Raw genomic sequence first — 21,879 nt, 5'->3', positions numbered from 1 at the left:
CGAAAAATGCGGAACTTGAATTTCGGCTGTTGCCATCGATTAACAAGTTAATAATTGCCAAAATATGAATTGGATGAACTGGATATATTTAGGAGCAGGAATAGCACTAGGTCTAGGTTTTCGTCGATTTTTTACGCCATCGCCAAACTCTTCATCTAGCTTATCTGCGGTAACGCCATTAGACCAACAGGACACACCATCAATATCAGAACAAATCCAGCAAACCCAGCTGGCATACCTGATGGCAAGAGAGATGAGCCAGTTTAAAGCTGGTTTTTTGGCACGTACAACTCATGAATTGCGATCGCCTTTGAATGGTTTAATTGGTTTACATCAGTTAATTTTGTCAGATCTGTGTGAAAGTCCCGCTGAAGAACGAGAATTTATTGTCCAGGCTCATGAGCGAACGCTGAAACTGCTGAAGCTAATGGATGAAATTCTCAACGTCGCTAGAACTGAGCATGGTACAAATAAACTAGATATTCAACCCAGACCCTTGGCCAATATTTTGGAGGAAGCTTATAACTTAACTTATATGCTGGCGGCAAATCGCAATTTTAAGTTGCAATTGTTACCCGCAGATCCAGAAATTTATGTTTTGGCAGATCATCTCTGGCTCCGTCAAATATTAATTAGTTTAATAGACACTGCTATTAGTCAGATGGAAGAAGGCAGCATCTATATTTCTAGCAACACTATCTCTACAAATAATTTTGTGAATATTTGGCTGGATGTACCAATGAATACCATACCTTGGAGTGAGGCAATTGACTTGATGGAATCTAAAAATCATCTGCATCAAGCAAACCTACAAAGCGTTACTCTTTCTCCAGGAATGAGGCTAGTAATCAATCAAACTCTAGTGGAAGTTATGGGAGGAAAACTAGAAATTTTCTCTTCTCAAATTGCCAAGGAACTACCCCAGGAATTGACCAGAATACAAATTTCTATTCCTGTATCTAGTAGTGCCGATGCTCTTTGATATTATTTTTCAGATTAGCTCTACGATGGTTTAATTATAAAAACTCATAGCTAGCAAAGCAATCTCGAAAAAAGCGATCGCTCTTTAACATCATTTTTTCAGATTAGACATATTGAGGCGGTAAAAACTCATTACCAGCAAAACAATCTCCAATCCACACCATCGCTTTGCTAACTTTGACAAATAAATCTTAAGTCAGACTTATGCTCAATATGCAGTTATAAGCCAGCTACAAATCTGATGCCATATTGTGTGTAGAGATGTAGGATATCGAGAATTTAGGGGATGACGATATCAGGTAACTAACTCAGCTATAAAATATAAAATTTTTATAAAAAATTCCTTAAGTGTCTTAACTGTCCTTGTGTTTTTTTCTCACAAGAATTAGTATATTTATCGCATCTGTCAAAAGATATACCAAGTATAGTCTATATGCCAACATTTTTGAAACAAGGATTGCTAATTTTACCGTTGAGTATTTATGTCCTAGCTTACTTTTATTTCAGTACCACTTTTACAGGAAAAGAAATTGAATATTATCAAAAACTAGTTTTGTGTGTGGCATCAATATTCAGTAATTTTTACGTTTTGTATTATCACTATACGAACCCACCACACCCAAAATTTCTGATGTTACCCAAACGGAAATTATCAATCAGAACTCATGTAATTTCCGGAACTATAGAAATTGTTTTTGGTGCGATCGCATTTTTTAGTAGTAATCCAGAAATCCCAGCGATCGTTATGGCACTATCAGCCATAATCGGTCATGTCACTTCATCTTCTTACCAAACACCGATTGTTTTTGGCGCGAAGAGTGCGATGATTCCATCGTATATATTCTGTGTTAGTTTGCATCTTTATTGTGCCATTCATCTCCTCTTAGAACCTAGTTCAGATTTGTGGTTAGTTAACACCTTTTTAGTTCTCAGTATCTACGTTTGGTGTCGGGTATTTTACTTTGTCTTTACTGCGTTTGGACTTTTTAAAGATAATCTTTATTCGGCTTCGATTCTCGCAGCTGGTGTATTGATATTCCCTTCTGTATTAGGTGTGGCTGGCAACTTGTTTTTTATCCTTTTTGTCCTGGGATATAATGCTCTTTATAAGTTAATTATGAATCCCACACCAGCACAATGGATAAGTTGGACAAAAGAAAGTCAAAGACAAACATTAATTGATGAAGATGCGAAAGAATTATGGATCAGCAATCATTTATCAATTAATTCTGAACAACTTGACGATCGAGCATTAGCAGCAGCAGTTTTTACTCAATTGGATGTGAATCAAAGTGGAACTTTAGATAAAGACGAATTGATGAGCCTTTGGCGAGAATGGCAAGTTCCCGACGCTTTTATCAATAATTTTATCAATGAACACACAGAGATTAATGAATTTAATTTCAATGAGTTTTATGAGCAAATCTGGCATATTAAAGGTGTCAAACAACGGCTACAAAAAGAAACATTGAAGTTACAATACTTAAGTAAGGGGAAAAATATTAGCAATGAAGAAAAGTGTAGATTAATTTTTGAGGAATTGGATATCGATCGCAATGGTTACATTGATGAATTGGAGTTAAAAATCCTATTGCTAGAATGGGGATTACCTTCTAGTGAAGTTGAAGAATACATGCAAAAATACGATGATAATAAAGATTTGAAAATTTCCTTTGAAGAGTTTTTTAAGATGCGTCCAGTTTGGTCTTTTGCCTACTCTGATATAATTCTCGCGTCTTAAGTAAATCGCTGGGAAACTTAAGGCAGGAGGACAGAGATTTTAAAGGCAAAACTCTGATATAAATCATTATGTATTAAGGGCGTAAAACTAGTTGTACGTCCTGATTACAATGATTATCTGTTTACTAATTTTCAGTATATTTGAGAGGTGGTGAAAAGTGATTTTTCTTGGTTATCGAATTACATAGATGTTGTAGTGAACCTGTGAATTTTTCAAATCTGATTGACCAATTCCTAAACATTGTATGCGATTGAGCCACTGGTATTTTGGATGGGCTGTATGATAACGAGGAGCAATGCGTAGTGGAATCAACTCTGGTAGTTCTTGGTTCAAAAACTTTTGATATCCATCTTCCCCTAAATCAAGCACTCCTGAGAAAGTAGTATAAATTAAAGCTCCATCGTTACTTTCAAAGGTGCTACGTACATCGAGTATACCTACGCCGTCAGGACGAATAGTTAGCCAGTCTCCGCCCACAGGAAGAACTTTGGCATTCAGCTTTGTACCTTTCACCTCTCCTCCAAGCATGTAAAAGTTAACCCGAATTCCTTCTGGAACAGGCCCAACGATCTCAGGCGGAGTTTTGAGGGTTACACGATAGGAAAAGATGTGTTCCAAGCTGTAATCAAAAATATCCGTAGTCACAAGTTTTATGATAATTTAGTGGCGTTATTTGCAGCTTTTACAAAAAACTTACCATAAGTAGTTGGACAAAATTAAATTCATTCGTCGAGGCAGGAAATAGAGAAGAGAAAAACAATATGTGTAATTAATTATGTCTGGGTACTTATTTACCTTCAAAGTTTTTAAGTTAGCCAGGGCAGAAAATTGATGATTTGCTAAATTATTACGCTTTCTCTGCCATGCCCAGAAAAGAAAACTCAGCAATCATGAATCAGAATATTAGTAGTAACAAAATTTCTATTATCATTCCGGCTATTAATGAAGCAGGGAATATCAAAGAAGCGATCGCGACTACAAAAAGCAGTACAAATATAGAAGTTATTGTCGTAGATGGCGGCTCTAGTGATGATACCAAAGCAATAGCTCAATCTTTAGGTGTCAAAGTTATCTCATCATCTCCTGGTCGTGCTGTGCAAATGAATGCGGGTGCTGTGGCGGCTAGTGGCGAGATTCTGTTATTTCTTCATGCAGATACCCGTTTACCTGCTGGGTTTGATGAAATGATTTGCACGGCGCTACAACAACCCCGAATAGTCGCTGGTGCATTTAACTTGCAAATTGATGCGTCGCTTTTGAGTTTAAGATGGGTAGAGTTGGGTGTAAAGTGGCGATCGCATTTTTGCCAAATGCCTTATGGCGACCAAGCAATTTTTGTTACCAAAGCAGTATTTCAACAAGTTGGCGGTTTTCCAGAATTAGCCATCATGGAAGACTTTGAACTGATACGTCGTTTAAAAACCAAAGGACGTATTGCAATTCTCTCCACACCAGTTGTGACCTCAGCGCGTAGATGGTTGCAAAAAGGAGTGCTTAAAACTACGCTACTCAATCAAATAGTAATTATTGCTTATTTACTCGGTGTGTCACCCGAACGAATTCGTCGCTGGTATCGGGGAGAAAAATTTAAGAGGATTTAAGCTGTTTTTCATGTCGGTAGTATATCTTAGTGGCATTAGATTCCATATGTAATACCAATTGAAAAAAATAATGCCACAAATACATCACTTGTATAGACCCGATGAATCGCGTCTTGACCCAACAATGTGCTGCAATTATTAAATTGTATTGGTATATAGTAATCCGATTTGATTCCTGAAATTATCTGCGTAGGTAGGGAACAGGGAATAGGGAACAGGGAACAGAAAAGAAGGGTATAGATGTGTACTGAATCTTGTTCAAAAATCAAATAGGAGTCCTATAGGTTTCAAAATTCAGCACCAAAAGGTCAAACTTGAACCTCAGAAGGTCAAATTTATCAAAATGAAGAAGCGCTTATTCACTTCCAAACTGAAAATACTACTGCTAAGTTGCTTAATTGTCACTCTTATAATTGCGGCTAAACAGTTAAACATTCAGGGACTTTTACACACCTTAATCATTTGGGTTGAGAGTCTTGGCATCTTTGGCCCTATTGCCTACATAGTCATCTACAACTTAGCAACATTATTATTTATACCTGGTTCCCTATTAACTCTCAAAGGTGGTTGTTTGTTTGGAGTATTTTGGGGTTCAGTATATGTCTTAATTGCTGCCATAATTGGAGCTACCTTGGCTTTTTTAATTGGACGCCACTTTTCACAGAATTGGGTTTACCGACAAATGGAAAAATATCCAAAATTTAAAGCCATTGATTTAGCAGTCGCCAAAGAAGGCTGGAAAATTGTTTTATTAACTCGTCTATCTCCCCTGTTTCCTTTCAATTTATTGAATTACGCTTTTGGAGTTACACAGGTTTCTCTCAAAGATTATATATTAGGTTCCTTTGGCATTATTCCTGGTACTGTAATGTACGTTTACATTGGTTCTTTAGCTGGCAATATTGCGATGATTAATATCTCTCATCAACCAAGTACTCCAGAAACTCAAATTTGGCAATGGATAATGCGAATAATTGGATTAATTGCTACCGTTGCTGTGACTGTTTATATGACAAAAATTGCTCAAAAAGCCCTAGCTCAAAGTGTAGAACTCACAGAAACAAGTCGTTTAGAACAACCAGATTCATTTCGAGAATAGCAATTGCAAATTATCATGTTTAATTTTTCTCATCTTTGCAATTTATCAAAAATCAATATATAGAAAACTGTGCAGTATATATTTGCAGGATGATTTTTTTAACTCCAAACGCTCTAGGCGCAAAGCAAATGAAAAATTTGAGATGGATTTTATTAATATTATTAGTACTTGGATTTAGTTTTTTATTAAATACAGACTTTGCTTTTGCACAAGAATCTGTAAATAGCAATTCTTTTAATCCCCAAGCAATTTTACGAGATGCATTGCAGTGGATTGATAGCCTTGGTACAGTGGGAGCGATCGCTTTTATTGCAATTTACATTCTCGCCACCGTTGCCTTCTTCCCAGGTTCTATTCTCACCTTGGGTTCTGGCGTCATCTTTGGCGTAGTTTGGGGTTCTTTGTATGTATTCATTGGTGCAACCCTTGGCGCTACAGCTGCATTCTTGGTGGGACGTTATTTAGCAAGAGATTGGGTTGCTCAAAAAATCGCAGATAATAAAAAATTTACCGCCATAGACCAAGCCGTTGGCAGAGAAGGATTGAAAATTGTTTTGTTAACGCGACTGTCGCCAATATTTCCTTTCAACTTATTAAACTATGCTTTCGGCATCACCGGAGTTTCCCTCAAAGATTACTTTATCGGTTCCGTAGGTATGATTCCTGGAACTATTATGTATGTTTACATTGGTTCTTTAGCTAGCAATCTTGCCACCATTGGTACTGAGGCTCAACCCACAAACTCTACTTTACAATGGACAATCCGGATTCTTGGTTTTATTGCCACACTCGCCGTCACAATTTATATCACCCGCATTGCCCGCAAAGCTTTAGAAGATGAAATTTTATAAGTTAATGCACCCTAAAAAAGCATAACTATTCGCAATAAAACTCAGCGTTCCTCTGCGTTGAAAAATTTTTCTCATTTGATTTGTCAATTCTCAAACCGATAAAACAGTGCAAAGATGTAATTCTGTTAAAAGGGAACAGGCAACAAGGAACAGGGAATAGACTGTTTAAGATGGGGTTGAAATCCCCATCTCAAAAAGCGACTTATAGAAGTCGGGGTCTCTTACTCACCTGACGGGAATAGTAAACAAGGAACTGTTCCCCGTTCCCTGTTCCCTATTCCCTTCTTCGATGAAATAACCATTAACAAATTTATCTTGACTTTGGTATTTTCAGTTGGCAAATGAGGTATAAAAATGACCAATTCCCAATTCGAGAGAGTTACAGTCCGTCCAATGGACGAGTATAACCAAAAGTTAGTATCCTATGTCCATCCACAAAATTGGGTCAATCCTCAACCTGCTGATATTTACGACTTGGTAGTAATTGGTGCTGGAACCGCAGGACTAGTAGTAGCCGCAGGTGCAGCAGATTTAGATTTAGGTTTAAAAGTGGCACTAATTGAAAAGCATCTCATGGGTGGAGATTGCTTAAATGTTGGTTGTGTACCATCTAAAACTGTGATTCGTTCTGCTCGTGTAGTTGGCGAAGCTTGGAATGCTAAAAATTTGGGAGTTAATATTCCCCAACATAATATTGATGTGGATTTTCCCAAAGTTATGGCTAGGATGCGGCAGATAAGAGCTGATATTAGCCATAATGATTCCGCACAAAGATTTCAAAACTTAGGAGTTGATGTTTTCTTAGGTAGCGGCAGATTTGCGAGTAAAAATACCGTAGAAGTCGGCGATAAAATTCTCCGCTTTAAAAAAGCCGTAATTGCTACTGGCGCAAGAGCCGCACAACCCCCCATTCCCGGACTGGAACAAGCAGGTTATCTCACCAACGAAACGGTTTTTTCTTTGATTCAACGACCGGAACGTTTAGCGGTAATTGGTGGCGGCCCCATTGGTTGCGAATTGGCGCAAGCTTTCCGGCGCTTGGGTTCTGAGGTGGTACTTTTTCATAGCGGTTCTCAGATCCTCAACAAAGAAGATGCCGAAGCTGCAAAAATTCTGCAAAGGGTTTTGGTTAACGAAGGAATTCGCTTGGTGTTGAATTCCAAATTGGAAGAAGTGGTAACAGTGACCCAAGGAAAACGGCTTTATTTTTCCTCCAACGGCCATCGAGATTCGGAGACAGTAGATGAAATTTTAGTAGGCGTGGGACGTGCGCCAAATGTAGAAGGTCTAAATTTAGAAACCGCAGGTGTAGAATATGACAAACGCCTTGGCGTAAAGGTGAATGATTACTTACAAACAACCAATCCCAAAATTTATGCAGCTGGCGATATCTGCATGAAGTGGAAGTTTACCCATGCTGCCGATGCCGCAGCCAGGATTGTAATTAAGAATACCCTGTTTTCTCCTTTTGGTTTGGGACGTAGCAAACTCAGCAGCTTGGTAATGCCGTGGGTAACTTATACCGACCCAGAAATTGCCCATGTGGGAATATACGAACATGAAGCGCAGGAATTAGGCATTGAAGTGACAACCATCGCCATTCCTTTTAGTAGTGTAGACCGAGCGATCGCTGATGGTGAAGAATTAGGATTTCTGAAAATCCACCACAAAAAAGGTGACGATGAAATTCTCGGTGCAACCATTGTCGCCCGTCACGCCGGCGAAACCATCTCAGAAATAACCACAGCAATTGTAAATAAAATCGGTTTGAGTAAGTTAAGCAGCGTCATTCATCCTTATCCCACCCAAGCCGAAGCCATTAAAAAAGCAGCTGACGCCTATCGTCGTACACTCCTGACATCAACTACTAAAAAATTATTGGGATTTATCACTAAGTTATCTTGAATTGGGCATGGGGCATGGGGCATGGGGCATGGGGCATGGGGAAACCTAGTAGTACGCCAAGGCAACTTGGCTCTTTAAAGGGGAAGGGGAAAAGGGGAAAGGGAAAAGGTTTTTATCCCTTCCCCTTTTCCCTTTAACCTTTTCCCAACCTCCACCTAAGATTTTTGGGTTGCCAGACTACTAAACCTCTCCTGCTCCCTTGTCTCCCTTGTCTACCCACCTACTTTAAACAGGTGTCCAGCTGTCAATCTTACCTGAGATCAAGTCTACGTAGTACAACTTGCCATCATCTCCAGCCTGAACGCTCACAGGCGCTCCTAAATTGGAGGCAAACTGTGTAGTTGCAACAACTTTGTTCTGGTTGTTTAATGTTAAAGCGGTGATGGTTCCCTTGGTGGGATTGAAGATCATCAAGGCGTTGTTAAAGTTGCCACCAGTGTAAAAAGTACCGACGCCCACGGAAGTAGAACCAGCTAAATGATCGTAGGCGTAAATTGGTGCTGTCACTTGTGTACCGCTATCGTAGAACTCCTTGGCTATGCCGAGATTAGAATAGGCGTTTTGTTTGATGTTGATGAGGTTGCCATTTGAATCAACACCACCTTCATAGAATGGCCAGCCAAAGTTTTTACCGGGGCCGCCAACATTCACTTCTTCCCACTTGTACCAACCGACATCGCCGATAAAAGGCACATTAGTTTGTTGATTGACGGTGAAGCGGAAGGGGTTACGCAGACCCAAGTCATAAACTTTGGAACGATTACTGTTGGCATCGCCGTTGTAGAAAGGATTGCTTGCTAAACCTTGACCAGTGATGGCGTCAATTTTCAGGATTTTACCTGATAAATTATCGATATCCTGGACGCGAGCGGCTCGAATGTCTGCTCGGTTGTAGGAAGTACCATCACCAACACTCACAAACAGAGTACCATCGTTACCAAAGCGCACACTACCACCGGAGTGAGTTGCACTATCGGTTGCTATGAAATCCTGGATGTTTCTGATGTTATTGTTTTCCAGAGCATCCACATATTCCTGGGCGTTGGCAAACAATTTGCCAGTGGTTTTGTTTACAATGCCTGATGGTGCTTCATTCTTGGTTTCATCGGTAGGATCGACGAATGTGCTGTCTTTGTCTGGGCGACTGATGTACTGCCAAGTGCTATTTTTGCCTAATAGTATAACTTCACTGCCAGCGATCGCTGTTTTGTAACCAGTGCTGGGATCGGCTGTGACTCTAACTAGGCGTGCTGCACGGTTACCTCGCCTATCGGGATCGTCTAAGTTGCTATTGGGATTATTTTTGGGATTGTTGGGATTTGTTTCTAGTGGGTCATAGGTAAACAATAAATAAACGTAGTTGTTGCCATTGGGATTCTTGCCAAAATCTGGATGTACTGCCAAACTTAACAAACCGCGATCGGATACGTTATTTACCTGTGATGAAATATCAATAAATGGTTTTGATTCTAAGACTTTTGTAGTGGAGTTGAACACCTTGACTACACCATCTTTCTGGGCAATGAACATCAGCTTATCGTCAGCTGACCAACCAAAGTCTATAGGTGTAGTTAAGCCAGAAACTACGGTTTGTCTTTGAAACTCACCCAAGTCATTATCGGCAATCGTGATTGTGGTCTGAGTAATAGGTAGCAACACCCCAACTGCATTACTAAACTTCAAGGTGAAGCTTTCATCGGGTTCTGTAACGGAATCATCTTTGAGAACAATGGAAATATTCTTACTGGTTTCTCCCACTGCAAAGTTCAAGGTTCCAGATAAAGCCACATAGTCAGATCCGGCTTTAGCAGTTCCATCCACAGTTGTGTAGTTTACACTAGCTGCTGCCGCAGCATTACCCCGTGTCACTGTTACCGTCGCCGTACCATCATTCTCATTCACTAATGGCTGAGTAAAATTCAGACCTTGGCTATCATTATCTTTAATCGTGATTCCCAGAGTTCTTTGGATTCCTAATGTTGCACCCTCTGGCTGGTCGATAGCCACACTAAAATTCTCATCTGGTTCTGCTAATGAATCGTCAAAGATGGGAATGACAATCTGTTTGCTGCTTTCTCCTGCTGCAAAGGTGAGTGTCCCGCCTATTTCTTCTCCACCATTGGCGTAGTCATCCCCTGCTGTTGCAGTATTACCCAAGGTGGCATACTGAACCGTAGATACACCACTTAAATCACCAGTTCTCAGTACAGTCACAGTCACATTACCATCACCTTCGTTCACACTGGTGGGAGATGTACTTAAGGTGATAGTGGTTGGTAAAACTGGAGAATAAAGTTGCGACTGAGGAATAATTTCTTTGGTTTGAGAGGTGCTAGACCAAGATAATTGAGAAAGGGCAGAGTAAGCATTGTCGAAGTACTCAAGTTTAATATCGTACTTCTGACCTGCAACTAAGGCGATGGAACCCACAAGTTCTGTGGCTGATTGGTTGACGAAATTATTGATGAGCTGTTGATTATTCACCCATAAGCGCACACCATCATCGCTTCTGGTGTAGAAGTTATAAGTTTCGCTGTACTTAGCTTCTACCTGACCAGTCCAACGCACCGAGAAGCTGTCTGGCGCTATGACGGGACTTGGAGAACCACTACCCCACAAAAAGTTCACTGTGCTATCGGTGCGAGTTAGCTTCAAGTTGGTGAAATCAGCGTTGTCAAAGTATTCTCCTTGCAGTCCGTTACCATTACTGACTGGTGTACTGGCCTGACTATAAAGTTGTGACTGAGGAATAATTTCTTTGGTTTGAGAGGTGCTAGACCAAGATAGTTGAGAAACAGCAGAGTAAGTGTTGTCGAAGTACTCAAGTTTAATATCGTACTTTTGACCTGCCACTAGGGCAACGGAACCCACAAGTTCTGTGGCTGATTGATTGACGAAGTTATCGATGAGCAGTTGATTATTCACCCACAGCCGCACACCATCATCACTTCTGGTGTAGAAGTTATAAGTTTCGCTGTACTTAGCTTCTACCTGACCACTCCAACGCACTGAAAAGGTGTCTGGGGCAATGAGGGGATCTGGAGAACCACTACCCCACAAAAAGTTCACTGTGCTATCTGTGCGAGTGACCTTCAGGTTCGTAAAATCAGCGTTGTCAAAGTATTCTCCTTTGAGTCCGTTACCATTACCAACTGGTGTATTGACCTGACTATAAAGTTGGGACTGAGGAATAATTTCTTTGGCTTGAGAGGTGCTAGACCAAGATAGTTGAGAAACGGCAGAGTAGGTGTTGTCGAAGTACTCAAGTTTAATATCGTACTTTTGACCTGCAACTAAGGCAACGGAACCCACAACTTCTGTGGCTGATTGGTTGACGAAGTTATCAATGAGCAGTTGATTATTCACCCACAGCCGCACACCATCATCACTTCTGGTGTAGAAGTTATAAGTTTCGCTGTACTTAGCTTCTACCTGACCAGTCCAACGTACTGAGAAGGTATCTGCACCAATGAGTTGGTCTGGAGAAGCATTACCCCACGAGAAGTTTACTGTGCTATCTGTGCGAGTTAGCTTCAGGTTGGTAAAATCAACGTTGTCAAAGTATTCTCCTTTGAGTCCATTTCCTTGAGAAATAAGGCTACTAGACCCACCCAATATACTTGGTTGTGCTTGATCCAGGGCTGCTAGAGATGATTGACCACCAATTACCGGACTTGTAGGTGTTGAAGACAGTGGATTATTTTGATTCTGTAAATTGTCCATTGATATATATGCCTCATAATAGAGCTAAAACTAATGCCACAATCAATTATTTGGGATTAGTTTTTCATCGAATGTTGTGAAGAAATAATGTGTAGCCACCCTAATGGAATTTACTTACTTATTCATATATTAATCAATGCTAATACACATTTTTTATCTCTTACTTTGCCATTGAATTCGAGTTTTTTGTTGCGTAATTTTAACCAGCTAAAATCAATCAGCATACAGCAACACATCTTCCTATATCTCCACTAAAAACAAGCAGATATATAGGAAAATATGTATAACTAGAAATACTAGAGACTCGCTATATGAGGCGTTAGCCACGATTAAATTTTCTAAAAATTTCAGATTTGAAGTTTGTTGAATTTACCTAAACAATGTAAATTGCAGGAGAAACTAATAATTTCACCTGATATACAACCATATGAAATTTCTAGACAAAGAACTCAGTATTCTATAGAAGTAAGTATATACGTAAGTGATTTTATAATACCTCACTTTTACATTGACGTGTATTGATCGGCCAATTAATTCAACATTTGACATTACATTACCGTATTATGTCTATGTCTTCTATACAATTTTGTTGAAATATTCATAATTGAATATGTATTTTTAAAGATATATCAAATTTTTAATGATTTTTAAATAAAAATTACCCGTATATAAAATATTCTCATGTTTTTTTGTCTCTAAATAATATTTATATGAAAATTTGATAAAGAAATTTTGTATATTTAAAGATTCCAAAAAGGATTATAAAGTTTATTTTTGAAAAATTAAATATAACTAGAGTGTGTTATACCTTAGACCAACGCAGCGTTTCAAGGTTTTAGTCCGTTAGACGTTTTTTCTAACACACCCTATATATACTTAGATTTTTCAAAATTAAAATGAGATTCCTTATTTATTTCCGGCATTGCATAATTGCGGGATGATTTGACAATTTGCAGCTAGGTGTGTCACCGTATGAGCCTAAATCATCTCATTAGCAACGCTTTATTTATTACTTCATATTGACTCTCAAACTAAATCTTCGTTACAAGAGTTAGTAAAGTACTGATATCAGAGCGATCGCTCCGCCAGCCATTAACTACAATAGACCTAGCTTGAAAATAGGGCAATGGGCATTGGGCATGAGAAAATTTCTTGTAGTCAAAGGGAAAATACCAAACCTTTCCCCCTTTCCCTTTCCCCTTTTCCCGACTTCTACAAGAAGTCTAATTAGTTGATGTTGGGAAAAATCACAAGTTTGAGGTTCTGTATCCCCACTTTCCCCTAGACTAGTGGCAGCAACCTTGTTCAAACTGGCTGAGGAAAGTGAACTTTGACTGAGACAAATAATTTAAACTCTACCCTCCAGAATGTCTCACGCAGGGAATTGCGGGATTTGGTGCGGACTCAGCTACAAATGCTCCTAGAAGCAGGCGACTTGCAGGGAGCAAAAGCTATTCTCGTACCTGTACAGCCTGCGGATATTGCCGAGGCAATTGAGGGTTTGCCAGAAGCGATGCACGCTTTGGCTTTTCGCTTGCTTTCTAAAGATGAAGCTATCGAGGTTTATGAGTATCTTGATTACACTGTTCAAGAACGGTTAATCGAAGAACTTAAAAGTCAAGAAGTCCGGGATATTGTCGATCAAATGTCGTCAGATGACCGAGCCAGGTTATTTGATGAGTTACCGGCAAAAGTCGTTAATCGCCTCTTAGAACAACTAAGTCCAGCAGAACGCCAAGCTACAGCCCTGTTATTGGGTTATGAGGCTGATACTGCTGGGCGAATTATGACTCTAGAGTTCATTTCGCTCAAAGAAAACTTGACAGTATCTCAAGCCCTAGAGCGAATTCGCAACTTATCTAATGCCAGTGAAATGATTTATTATCTTTATGTCACTGATGTAGCAAGGCGGTTAACGGGAATTGTATCGTTGCGAGAATTGGTAACATCCCAGCCAGAAGAAATTATCGGTGAAATCATGACGCGTGATGTAGTGTTTATCAACACCGATACAGACCAGGAAGAAGTTGCCAGATTAATCCAAAGATATGATTTTTTGGCTGTGCCTGTGGTAGATCGAGAACAGCGTCTAGTAGGTATTGTCACTGTTGATGATGTAATTGATATTTTGCAACAAGAAACCACCGAAGATATCTATGCCTTGGGTGGTGGCGTGCAATCTGGAGGCGACAACTATTTTCAGATGGATTTATTAGAAGTTGCTCGCAAGCGGGTTTTATGGTTATTGGTTTTACTTTTAACCAACACTGTCACGGGAACGATTATTAAATCCCAAGAAGACATCTTAGCAAAAGTGGTAGCACTGACAGCATTTATTCCCTTACTTACTGGTACTGGTGGTAATGTGGGTGCCCAGTCTTCCACAGTGGTAATTCGGGGGATGAACACCGACGAAATTCGATCGCTTGGTTCATTGCAGGTAATTGGACGGGAGGCGATCGCAGGTGCTTTACTAGGGGGAATGTTAGGTACCATCGCCACTGTCTGGGCTTACTTTTTGCAAGGACGATTAGAAGTAGCGATCGCTGTAGGCACTAGTCTAGTAGCTATTTCTATTTTAGCTTCTGTCTCCGGTTCAGCACTGCCATTTTTATTTCGTTTTCTGCGTTTAGATCCGGCATTAATGTCAGCACCATTTATCACCACAGCAGTTGATGTACTCGGTGTTTTGATTTACTTCAACTTAGCGCGGATAATTTTAAAAATATAAGTTATGAATTATCAATTAAAAGTTAGGAGTTAGGAGTGAGGAGTTTGGAGTTATGAGTTTGGAGTTGTGAGTTTGGAGGTGAAATTTTTTAATTTTTAACTCTTGACTGCTGATAGAACTCAAGAGGTGAAATTTTTTAACTCTTATTTTTAACTCTTAACTCCTAACTCCTAACTCCTAACTTTTAACTTTTCAGTGCTAAATTTTATAATTCTGATGGCGTATCTGGAGCAATGATTTCGCCAGTACCCAATTGCAATATTAAATCCTGTTCCGTAATCAGTTCGCTGAGTTCCTTGACTTGCAAATTCATTTCTTCGCAAGCTTGCCTGAGTTCTTGTGCAAATGTGTTGAGATCTTCACCATAGCCACATTGATAAGCAGCAGTTTCAATTCCTTGCTTGGCATTTGCTCTAGCACAATCTACTAGTTCTGTACCATGCAATGGTTTTGGAGATGCCATAGAGATAGTTATTTTTTCTTAAATGTTTGCTGCTCAATATATTACCAATCTGTAGACATCAAATCCTCTCCCCAATGGAAGAAAATTAGGGTATCTTTCAGACTAGTCATTAGTTATTAGTCATTAGTCATTAGTCATTAGTCATTGGGCATTGTATTAGTAATTATTGTTGTTTTTATCAAACAGAATTCAGGAGTCAGTCGTCAGAATTCAGTTATGTATTCTGTATGACTGGCGCATAGCGCAGCGTAAAGCCTGCGGCATGGCTTCGCTTAGAGCGACGTAGGAGCGTCTGAATAATCGGCGTTTTTGCACCCCCACCAAATTTTCAATTTGGTGGTCTTTAATCAGTCGCGGGTCTGAATCCCCGACTGATAGCGCAGCTAAGCCGTGTCCGCGTACCCCTCCGGGGAAGCAAGCTACGCGTAGCGTCTCGTAGAGAGCGTCTTTATTCTGACTCCTGTTAGCGGTAGCGGGGCGTTTAGCCCATTCTGACTTCTGAATTCTTCTTCAAATTTCCTGATTTTTAAAAGTAAACCTTGGATGGAATATTCAATCCAAGGTTTATTTTTTGCTTTGGCTCCCACTTGCCATTTGCAATTTTGGGTTTTTATACCCCGAATGCTTACCAAACGTACTTGTTAATATTAACAGTGCGGGGCTTGCCTGTTTTGTCCTCACACCTGACACAAGTTATTCACCTGACCACGAAAAACTAGTACAGAACTCTCATGTTCTGTATTTAAGTAAACTATGTATTGTCCAAGACTTTATCATCCTCTAGAGATAAAGCAAGTTGAAACGATCTCAACCTTAAGACATAAAATAAACTCAAATAAGGGAAGTCCAAAAAATAAATTATTCCACTTAAAGTCCTTGACTTTTGACCGTTGACGGTTGACAGTTAACGAGCAACACTCAACAATCTTCTATGGAATATTTTTTGACTTGGAAGTTCCTAATAAGCTATTACGCTGATAAATGACTTTTCTCTAGACCCTGTTGTTGGTCAACAATGTACAACAATGCCTTGGACAAGTTAAGAAACTTGTAGTAATTAGCTCTCAATAGCTTGATAAATGCCAAAATACGCACTATATTACTTTGCATTTTCGTTAATATTAATTTAAGCTGGTATTTCCGCAAAACTTTATAGTATTTTTTGTCAAGTTTCTCTAATTTGGTGAAACAATTTTTCATGGTACTCATTTGTTGCGGAAAATTAATATTATTTAATTTTTGGCAAATGAGTAACTTGTTAAAGAAGTGACTGAGGATGTACCAGCACACTAAAGTAGTTTTTAGATCGCGATAGGTAGATATTATGGCAACACTAGATGTTTCTGAATTACAGCAGATTGATAAGTTTCGCCATCTGCAATCAACTCTACGCGATCGCTGGAAAACTATCGAGCTATTTGATAATAGTGAAGCTGATATTGTAATTATTCCTTCTTTGAGTATTGACCAGCGGGAACTGCAAAAAATCGAAGGCTGCGAACATTATGAAGAAAGATTACTATTTTCTTTGATTCGCTTGCGGAATCCCCGTACTAGACTGATTTATGTCACGTCAGTACCATTGCATCCCAGTATCATTGATTATTATCTACAACTTTTGCCAGGAATCCCCTTTTCTCATGCTCGCAATCGCTTGCTGCTACTTTCTACTTACGATTCCTCTCTAAAACCCCTCAGCCAAAAAATTTTAGAACGCCCCCGTTTATTAGAGCGAATTCGTCAAGCGTTGAGGCTAGATAAATCATTTATGATCTGCTACAATTCGTCGGTTTTTGAAGGCGAATTATCTGTAAAATTGGGCATACCACTGTATGCTGCTGCGCCAGATTTGCAGATTTGGGGGACAAAAAGTGGTAGTCGGCAAATTTTTAGTGAAAGTGCAGTACCACATCCAGATGGAAGCGAAAAAGTATGGCATCACAGCGATTTAGCAGAAGCCGCTACTGATTTGTGGGAACGCCAACCGACATTAAAAAAAATAGTAGTGAAACTCAACGAAGGTATTTCTGGAGAAGGAAATGCCCTACTAGATTTAAGACCGATTGAAAATGTCGCACCTGGTAAAAGTACTCATACCCAAAGGGTAGCAGTAATTAGCGATCGCTTTTCAACAATGCGCTTTCAAGCAAAACAAGAAACTTGGGAGAATTTTTCGGCCAGAATTCCAGAATTAGGGGCCATTGCAGAAGCATTTGTGGAAGGAGAAATTAAGCGTTCTCCAAGCGTTCAAGGACGAATTACCCCCGGCGGTGAAGTGGAAATCCTCTCCACCCACGACCAAATTCTCGGAGGGCCAGACGGTCAAATTTATCTTGGTTGTAGCTTTCCCGCTGATGAAAGGTATCGATTGCAGCTACAACAATTGGGACTGCAAGTCGGCAGAAAGCTAGCCCAAAAAGGGGCACTAGAACGATTTGGGGTAGATTTTATCGCAGTTGACAAGGGTAATGGAGAGTGGGATATTCAGGCGATCGAAATTAATCTGCGTAAAGGCGGCACAACTCATCCATTCATGACCTTGAAATTATTGACGAACGGTCGCTATGACCTTTCCACAGGCTTATTTTACAGCCAGCAAGGCCGCCCCAAATACTACATTGCCACTGACAACTTGCAAAAAGACCGCTATCGGGGATTATTACCTAACGATTTAATGGATATTATCGCTGACTACAGACTGCACTTTGATAGCGGTACTGAAACAGGCACAGTCTTTCATCTTATGGGTTGTCTGTCTCAGTTTGGCAAGTTGGGATTAACCAGTATCGGTGATTCCCCCCAACAAGCACAAGATATTTATAACAAAGTCGTCAAAGTTCTCGATGAAGAAACCCGCAGTGAAAATCAGGTTTTCTCAGGGTTGTCAGATTACTCTTTTCCTGTGGCTTGGAATGAGTATAGTTCAGAAAGTTGACTGTTGAGTGTTGACTGTTGACAGTTCACAGTTAACAGTCTTCTGGTTATTTTGGTATTGCTCCAGCTTATGAAATATAATGTATTATAAATAATACAAATTTGAAAACTACGGTAAAAGCATTATGTAATCCCTCGTCTCAATCAAATTCGGTTCAAGTGGCGAATATTGACTTGCTTATTCGTTTGATTTCGTCGCGAAATTATTTGATTACAGAAAAAAGGGAAGATGTCAAAATCTCAAAAGAAAAAAATGGCAACCAGTCGCGAGGTTTACCATCGCATTATCTGGGATGTGCGTCTTGATAGCAGTGCTTTTGTTGTTGGTTTTCAAGAACGTCTTTCATCTACAGGAATTAGAGAAAAACCGTTAGCACAATGGGTGACAGATGGTGATATTCCTTGGCATCGCATCCGCTATATCCGTTGTGGAGATGTGGTTGTTTGGGATCGGGAACAGCATTTAGATTTAATTTCCTCTGGAGAGTTACCTGCTGCGGCGTGGAAAAGCGAGACTAGAGAAAATCTAGGGGAGAAAGTTGTCACTATATTAGATAGCACAGCGATATTTACTCCGCGACCTGTTTATAAATACGATATCCAAGGTTGGCAAGTAGATACACAAAAAGCCGCAGCCGTCAATTTAGAAACTTTGGCGATCGCTACTTTTAACGTGCTTTGTGACCGTTACGAAAAGGAGAAAATCGCCACTGAAAAAAGATTACCAGCAATTATTGAGCAGTTACGTGAATGTAACGCCGATATTATCGCCATCCAAGAAGCAACACCAATTTTATTAGAGTTGCTTTTATCACAAAATTGGGTACGCAATTATTACATATCCGAATCTAGCACAGCCGCAACAGTGCGACCTTACGGTAATTTATTATTGTCGCGTCTCCCTTTTACACTCGTTGAGCATCAATTTTCTGGACACAAGCGGGTATTGGTGGGGAGTTGTGAAATTAACGGTCGATTATTGCACATTGCAGTGGTGCATCTAACCAGCGATTACGCCCAAAATGCCCTAGAAAAACGCCAGCAGCAACTAGCTACCATAATTGGATATCTGCAAAAGTTACCAGGAAATAGCTTGATAGCTGGTGACTTCAACACGCGAGGTAACGAACAAGAACAGATATTAATGGGTGCTGGATATATCGATATCTGGCAACAATTACATCCCCATGCAGCAGGTTATACATTTGACCCGCAACGCAACACCCTAGCGGCGTTGATGAGTTTAAAGGGAATACCAGTCAGGCTCGATCGCATTTTACTGCGAAGTCCAAACCATGATTGGCAAGCCCAGTCAATTCACTTGTTTGCTTGTGAACCGCTAGCAGGTACAGAAGGCAAAATTTATCCATCCGATCATTTTGGTGTTCGTGCAGTTCTTAAATTTGCCAAGTCTTTTCCAGCTTCCGCACTTAGTACAGTCCGTCCAGTTTATCAAAGTGCTGTAGTTGTAATTCCGCCAGACAATGTTTTACCTGCTATCCAAACCATCCGTCAGCGTTATGATGCCAGAGTTGAGCGTTGGATGGCTCACATTAATTTACTCTACGGCTTTCTACCGGAATCTTATTTTGCTGAAGCGGTGGAAATAATTGCCCCTGCACTTGCTCAACTACAACCATTTCAAATTACCTTAGCCGACTTCCAAACATTTACACACCGCAAAAGTTCCACAGCTTGGTTGCGTCCTGTTGTCCAGCCAGAAAACGCATTGCATGAATTACAGGCGGTACTGGAAAATCTGTTTCCCCAATGTAACGAACAAAGTAGCAAAACAAAAGCAGGTTTTACACCCCACCTCAGCGTCGGACAATTCCCCAGTGAGGAAGCAGCTTTTACTGAGTTACCGCAATGGTATCCAGTTAGTTTTACAGTTGACTCTATCGCTTTAATTAGCCGTCGGGGTGATGAGCCTTTTGCGGTGAAACATATTGTGTATTTGGGACAAGGGGGAAGTGAATTAGGGGAGTTGGTTAAACAACTGGAACCCCCACTAACTCCAGCACAGCAATTACAGCGTGACACAGTGTTAGAAGTGGTGACTCAAGCTTGTGCAGAATGTTTGGGTTTTCAACCATCATTAGAATTATTGGGTTCGGCGCGCCTTGGGGTGCAAAGTCTCGCAAGCGATTTGGATGTTGTGTGTGTGATTCCAACTTATGTATCTGGGGAAACGTTTTTGGCTAGCGTCCAACAACAGTTACAAGGATTGTGCCGCACTCAACTAATATTAAATGCACAAGTACCAGTACTGCGCCTGCAATTAGAAGGAATATCCTTAGATTTACTTTACGCAAGGATAGAAAACTACCAATTGGCGAGGAAAACTCCGCAAAACCTTGACCCAATTAGCTTAAAAGCTATTGTCGGTTGTTGGGAAGCAGATGTAATTACAGAGGTAGTTTGTCAATATGTATCGCTAGACACCTACCGCCAGCTATTGCAAACAGTACGCGCCTGGGCTAAAGCCAGAGATATTTACAGCAATACTTGGGGGTTTTTGGGTGGTTTTTCCTGGGCATTACTCTGCGCTTTTTGTTGTACATTTGACAAAAAATCAGAAACGAGTATAGAGAAATTACTGGCTAATTTTTTCCAAATTTTGCATCATCATGATTGGCAACAGGTGATTGCTCTTACCGATGTAGGTAGACAATATCAGGTACAATCACCACGAGATTGGCTACCTATAGTCACATCAATAAAACCATGTCAGAATACTGCTCGTAATGTCACCCGTTCTACTGCACAGATACTCCAGCGTGAATTTGCCAGAGGTGCAACACTAACTCAACAAATTTTAGCTGGACAAGAAAAGTGGACAGCTTTATTTGAGCCAATCGAGTTACACCAAGAATCAGAAATATTCTTGATATTAAATGTGAGTAATCAAGATAATCACGAGCTAGAAAAATGCTGGGGTATTTTAGAAGGTTACATCATTGGTTTAATTATTCAGCTTGAGCAACTCGGTGTGTTTGTGCGACCTTGGACAGGTATTCAAAAGATGCAGAATACGGCGCGTGTAGTATTGGGTTTGCATCTTTTTGCTGATTGTGAAAGCACCACCATAGAACAGTTGGCGAGAGATTTTTTATCAAACAGAATTCAGAATTCAGGAGTCAGAATTCAGTTGGCTATTGTGTATGACTCGCTCTCAGCTTACCCCTGCTCTTAAGCAAGCTACGCGTAGCGTCTCTAAGAGACAGTTTTTATAAAGAAAAGCAAACATTGTCAAACAATTCTTGCCAGCTTAGATAATCTGAATACATAGAGGGTGAATAAAAAAGCTTAGATTATTAAATTATCGCCGCCTATGTATTTGCAAGTTTTCCCAAAGATTTGCAGCAAAAATATGCGGCTAGTTTCAACATACTTGAGGACATCTAAAGCTGAATGATAGTAATTGGAAAATACTCCCAAGCCCTTATGATATCTAGCTTTTTTCATGGGTGAATTTTGTTGCTTTAGCTTCCCGTAGGGTATGTATGAATTTTGAATTGATATGAGGTTGTTGGGTCAAAAGTACCATAGCTAAATATCAAAACATTTGGTGATGATGTAATTAGGAAACTCCAAAAAATAAATTATTCCAGCTAATGCCTTGACTCTTGATTGTTGACGGTTCACAGTTAACAGTCAACCGTCAACAGCGAACAATCTTCTATGGAATATTTTTTTACTTGGAAGTCCCTTAGCACTATCATCGATAAAAATCCTTACACCTTCTACTGAATGGTGATTACACCTAATTTTCATTGAGTGAAAACAGCAAAGCTAGATGAAAAAATAGTGAGATTTTGCCATTCTGACAAGTCAAAAACAGCGCTCA

General features: G+C 40.0%; 12 protein-coding genes. 9 read left to right on the top strand and 3 right to left on the bottom strand.

What is annotated here, in order from left to right; all coding sequences use genetic code 11:
• Positions 1-64 precede the first annotated feature (64 nt).
• Complete coding sequence (locus VF06_RS25720) at positions 65-982, top strand: sensor histidine kinase (protein WP_099070463.1); 918 nt, start codon at positions 65-67, stop codon at positions 980-982.
• Positions 983-1,414: 432 nt separating this feature from the next.
• The gene (locus tag VF06_RS25715) at positions 1,415-2,722 is read left to right on the top strand and encodes an EF-hand domain-containing protein (RefSeq protein ID WP_099070464.1); all 1,308 of its coding nucleotides are present in this window, start codon (positions 1,415-1,417) and stop codon (positions 2,720-2,722) included.
• Between the two features lie 171 nt (positions 2,723-2,893).
• Here VF06_RS25715 and VF06_RS25710 read toward each other — a convergent pair whose 3' ends face one another.
• A complete protein-coding gene (locus VF06_RS25710) occupies positions 2,894-3,367 on the bottom strand; it encodes a DUF3237 domain-containing protein (protein ID WP_180267363.1) in 474 nt (157 codons plus the stop codon).
• Between the two features lie 245 nt (positions 3,368-3,612).
• Here VF06_RS25710 and VF06_RS25705 point away from each other — a divergent pair, with 245 nt between their 5' ends.
• The 4 genes from VF06_RS25705 to VF06_RS25690 all read left to right on the top strand — a co-directional run bounded on the left by VF06_RS25705 (position 3,613) and on the right by VF06_RS25690 (position 8,178).
• On the top strand, positions 3,613-4,323 hold the full coding sequence (locus VF06_RS25705; RefSeq protein WP_099070471.1) for a TIGR04283 family arsenosugar biosynthesis glycosyltransferase: 711 nt from the start codon (positions 3,613-3,615) through the stop codon (positions 4,321-4,323).
• Between the two features lie 343 nt (positions 4,324-4,666).
• A complete protein-coding gene (locus VF06_RS25700) occupies positions 4,667-5,422 on the top strand; it encodes a TVP38/TMEM64 family protein (protein ID WP_099070466.1) in 756 nt (251 codons plus the stop codon).
• 128 nt (positions 5,423-5,550) lie between these two features.
• Positions 5,551-6,273 (top strand): TVP38/TMEM64 family protein, encoded by a 723-nt coding sequence (locus VF06_RS25695; protein ID WP_244918142.1) that lies wholly within the window; start codon positions 5,551-5,553, stop codon positions 6,271-6,273.
• A gap of 354 nt (positions 6,274-6,627) precedes the next feature.
• Positions 6,628-8,178 (top strand): mercuric reductase, encoded by a 1,551-nt coding sequence (locus VF06_RS25690; RefSeq protein WP_099070468.1) that lies wholly within the window; start codon positions 6,628-6,630, stop codon positions 8,176-8,178.
• Between the two features lie 225 nt (positions 8,179-8,403).
• Here the strand turns inward: VF06_RS25690 and VF06_RS25685 are convergent, their stop codons facing one another.
• Positions 8,404-11,901, bottom strand: coding sequence for a PA14 domain-containing protein (locus VF06_RS25685; protein ID WP_099071562.1), 3,498 nt, complete (start codon positions 11,899-11,901; stop codon positions 8,404-8,406).
• A 1,330-nt stretch (positions 11,902-13,231) separates the two neighbouring features.
• On the opposite strand from VF06_RS25685, the gene mgtE reads away from it, so the two are divergent.
• Positions 13,232-14,632: a magnesium transporter gene (gene mgtE, locus VF06_RS25675; protein WP_099071561.1), complete on the top strand. Its 1,401-nt coding sequence runs from the start codon at positions 13,232-13,234 to the stop codon at positions 14,630-14,632.
• A 205-nt stretch (positions 14,633-14,837) separates the two neighbouring features.
• Here the strand turns inward: mgtE and VF06_RS25670 are convergent, their stop codons facing one another.
• Complete coding sequence (locus VF06_RS25670; RefSeq protein WP_099071560.1) at positions 14,838-15,095, bottom strand: hypothetical protein; 258 nt, start codon at positions 15,093-15,095, stop codon at positions 14,838-14,840.
• Positions 15,096-16,419: 1,324 nt separating this feature from the next.
• On the opposite strand from VF06_RS25670, the gene VF06_RS25660 reads away from it, so the two are divergent.
• Together VF06_RS25660 and VF06_RS25655 are read left to right on the top strand one after the other, a co-directional pair.
• Positions 16,420-18,030, top strand: coding sequence for a peptide ligase PGM1-related protein (locus VF06_RS25660; protein WP_099071558.1), 1,611 nt, complete (start codon positions 16,420-16,422; stop codon positions 18,028-18,030).
• Between the two features lie 252 nt (positions 18,031-18,282).
• Positions 18,283-21,225 carry a poly(A) polymerase gene (locus tag VF06_RS25655; protein WP_244918141.1) on the top strand — a complete coding sequence of 981 codons (2,943 nt, stop codon included), beginning with the start codon at positions 18,283-18,285 and terminating at the stop codon, positions 21,223-21,225.
• Positions 21,226-21,879 lie beyond the last annotated feature (654 nt).

Source organism: Nostoc linckia z4, from assembly GCF_002608075.1.
GTDB classification, from domain to species: domain Bacteria; phylum Cyanobacteriota; class Cyanobacteriia; order Cyanobacteriales; family Nostocaceae; genus Nostoc; species Nostoc linckia.
The sequence above is the reverse complement of the archived record's forward strand: the minus strand, read 5'-3'. Positions and strand labels throughout refer to the sequence as shown.

Coding starts and splice junctions, on each gene's coding strand:
- VF06_RS25720 (WP_099070463.1), top strand. CDS start 65: ATGAATTGGATGAACTGGATATATTTAGGAGCAGGAATAGCACTAGGT.
- VF06_RS25715 (WP_099070464.1), top strand. CDS start 1,415: ATGCCAACATTTTTGAAACAAGGATTGCTAATTTTACCGTTGAGTATT.
- VF06_RS25705 (WP_099070471.1), top strand. CDS start 3,613: ATGAATCAGAATATTAGTAGTAACAAAATTTCTATTATCATTCCGGCT.
- VF06_RS25700 (WP_099070466.1), top strand. CDS start 4,667: ATGAAGAAGCGCTTATTCACTTCCAAACTGAAAATACTACTGCTAAGT.
- VF06_RS25695 (WP_244918142.1), top strand. CDS start 5,551: ATGAAAAATTTGAGATGGATTTTATTAATATTATTAGTACTTGGATTT.
- VF06_RS25690 (WP_099070468.1), top strand. CDS start 6,628: ATGACCAATTCCCAATTCGAGAGAGTTACAGTCCGTCCAATGGACGAG.
- VF06_RS25685 (WP_099071562.1), bottom strand. CDS start 11,901: ATGGACAATTTACAGAATCAAAATAATCCACTGTCTTCAACACCTACA.
- VF06_RS25670 (WP_099071560.1), bottom strand. CDS start 15,095: ATGGCATCTCCAAAACCATTGCATGGTACAGAACTAGTAGATTGTGCT.
- VF06_RS25660 (WP_099071558.1), top strand. CDS start 16,420: ATGGCAACACTAGATGTTTCTGAATTACAGCAGATTGATAAGTTTCGC.
- VF06_RS25655 (WP_244918141.1), top strand. CDS start 18,283: ATGGCAACCAGTCGCGAGGTTTACCATCGCATTATCTGGGATGTGCGT.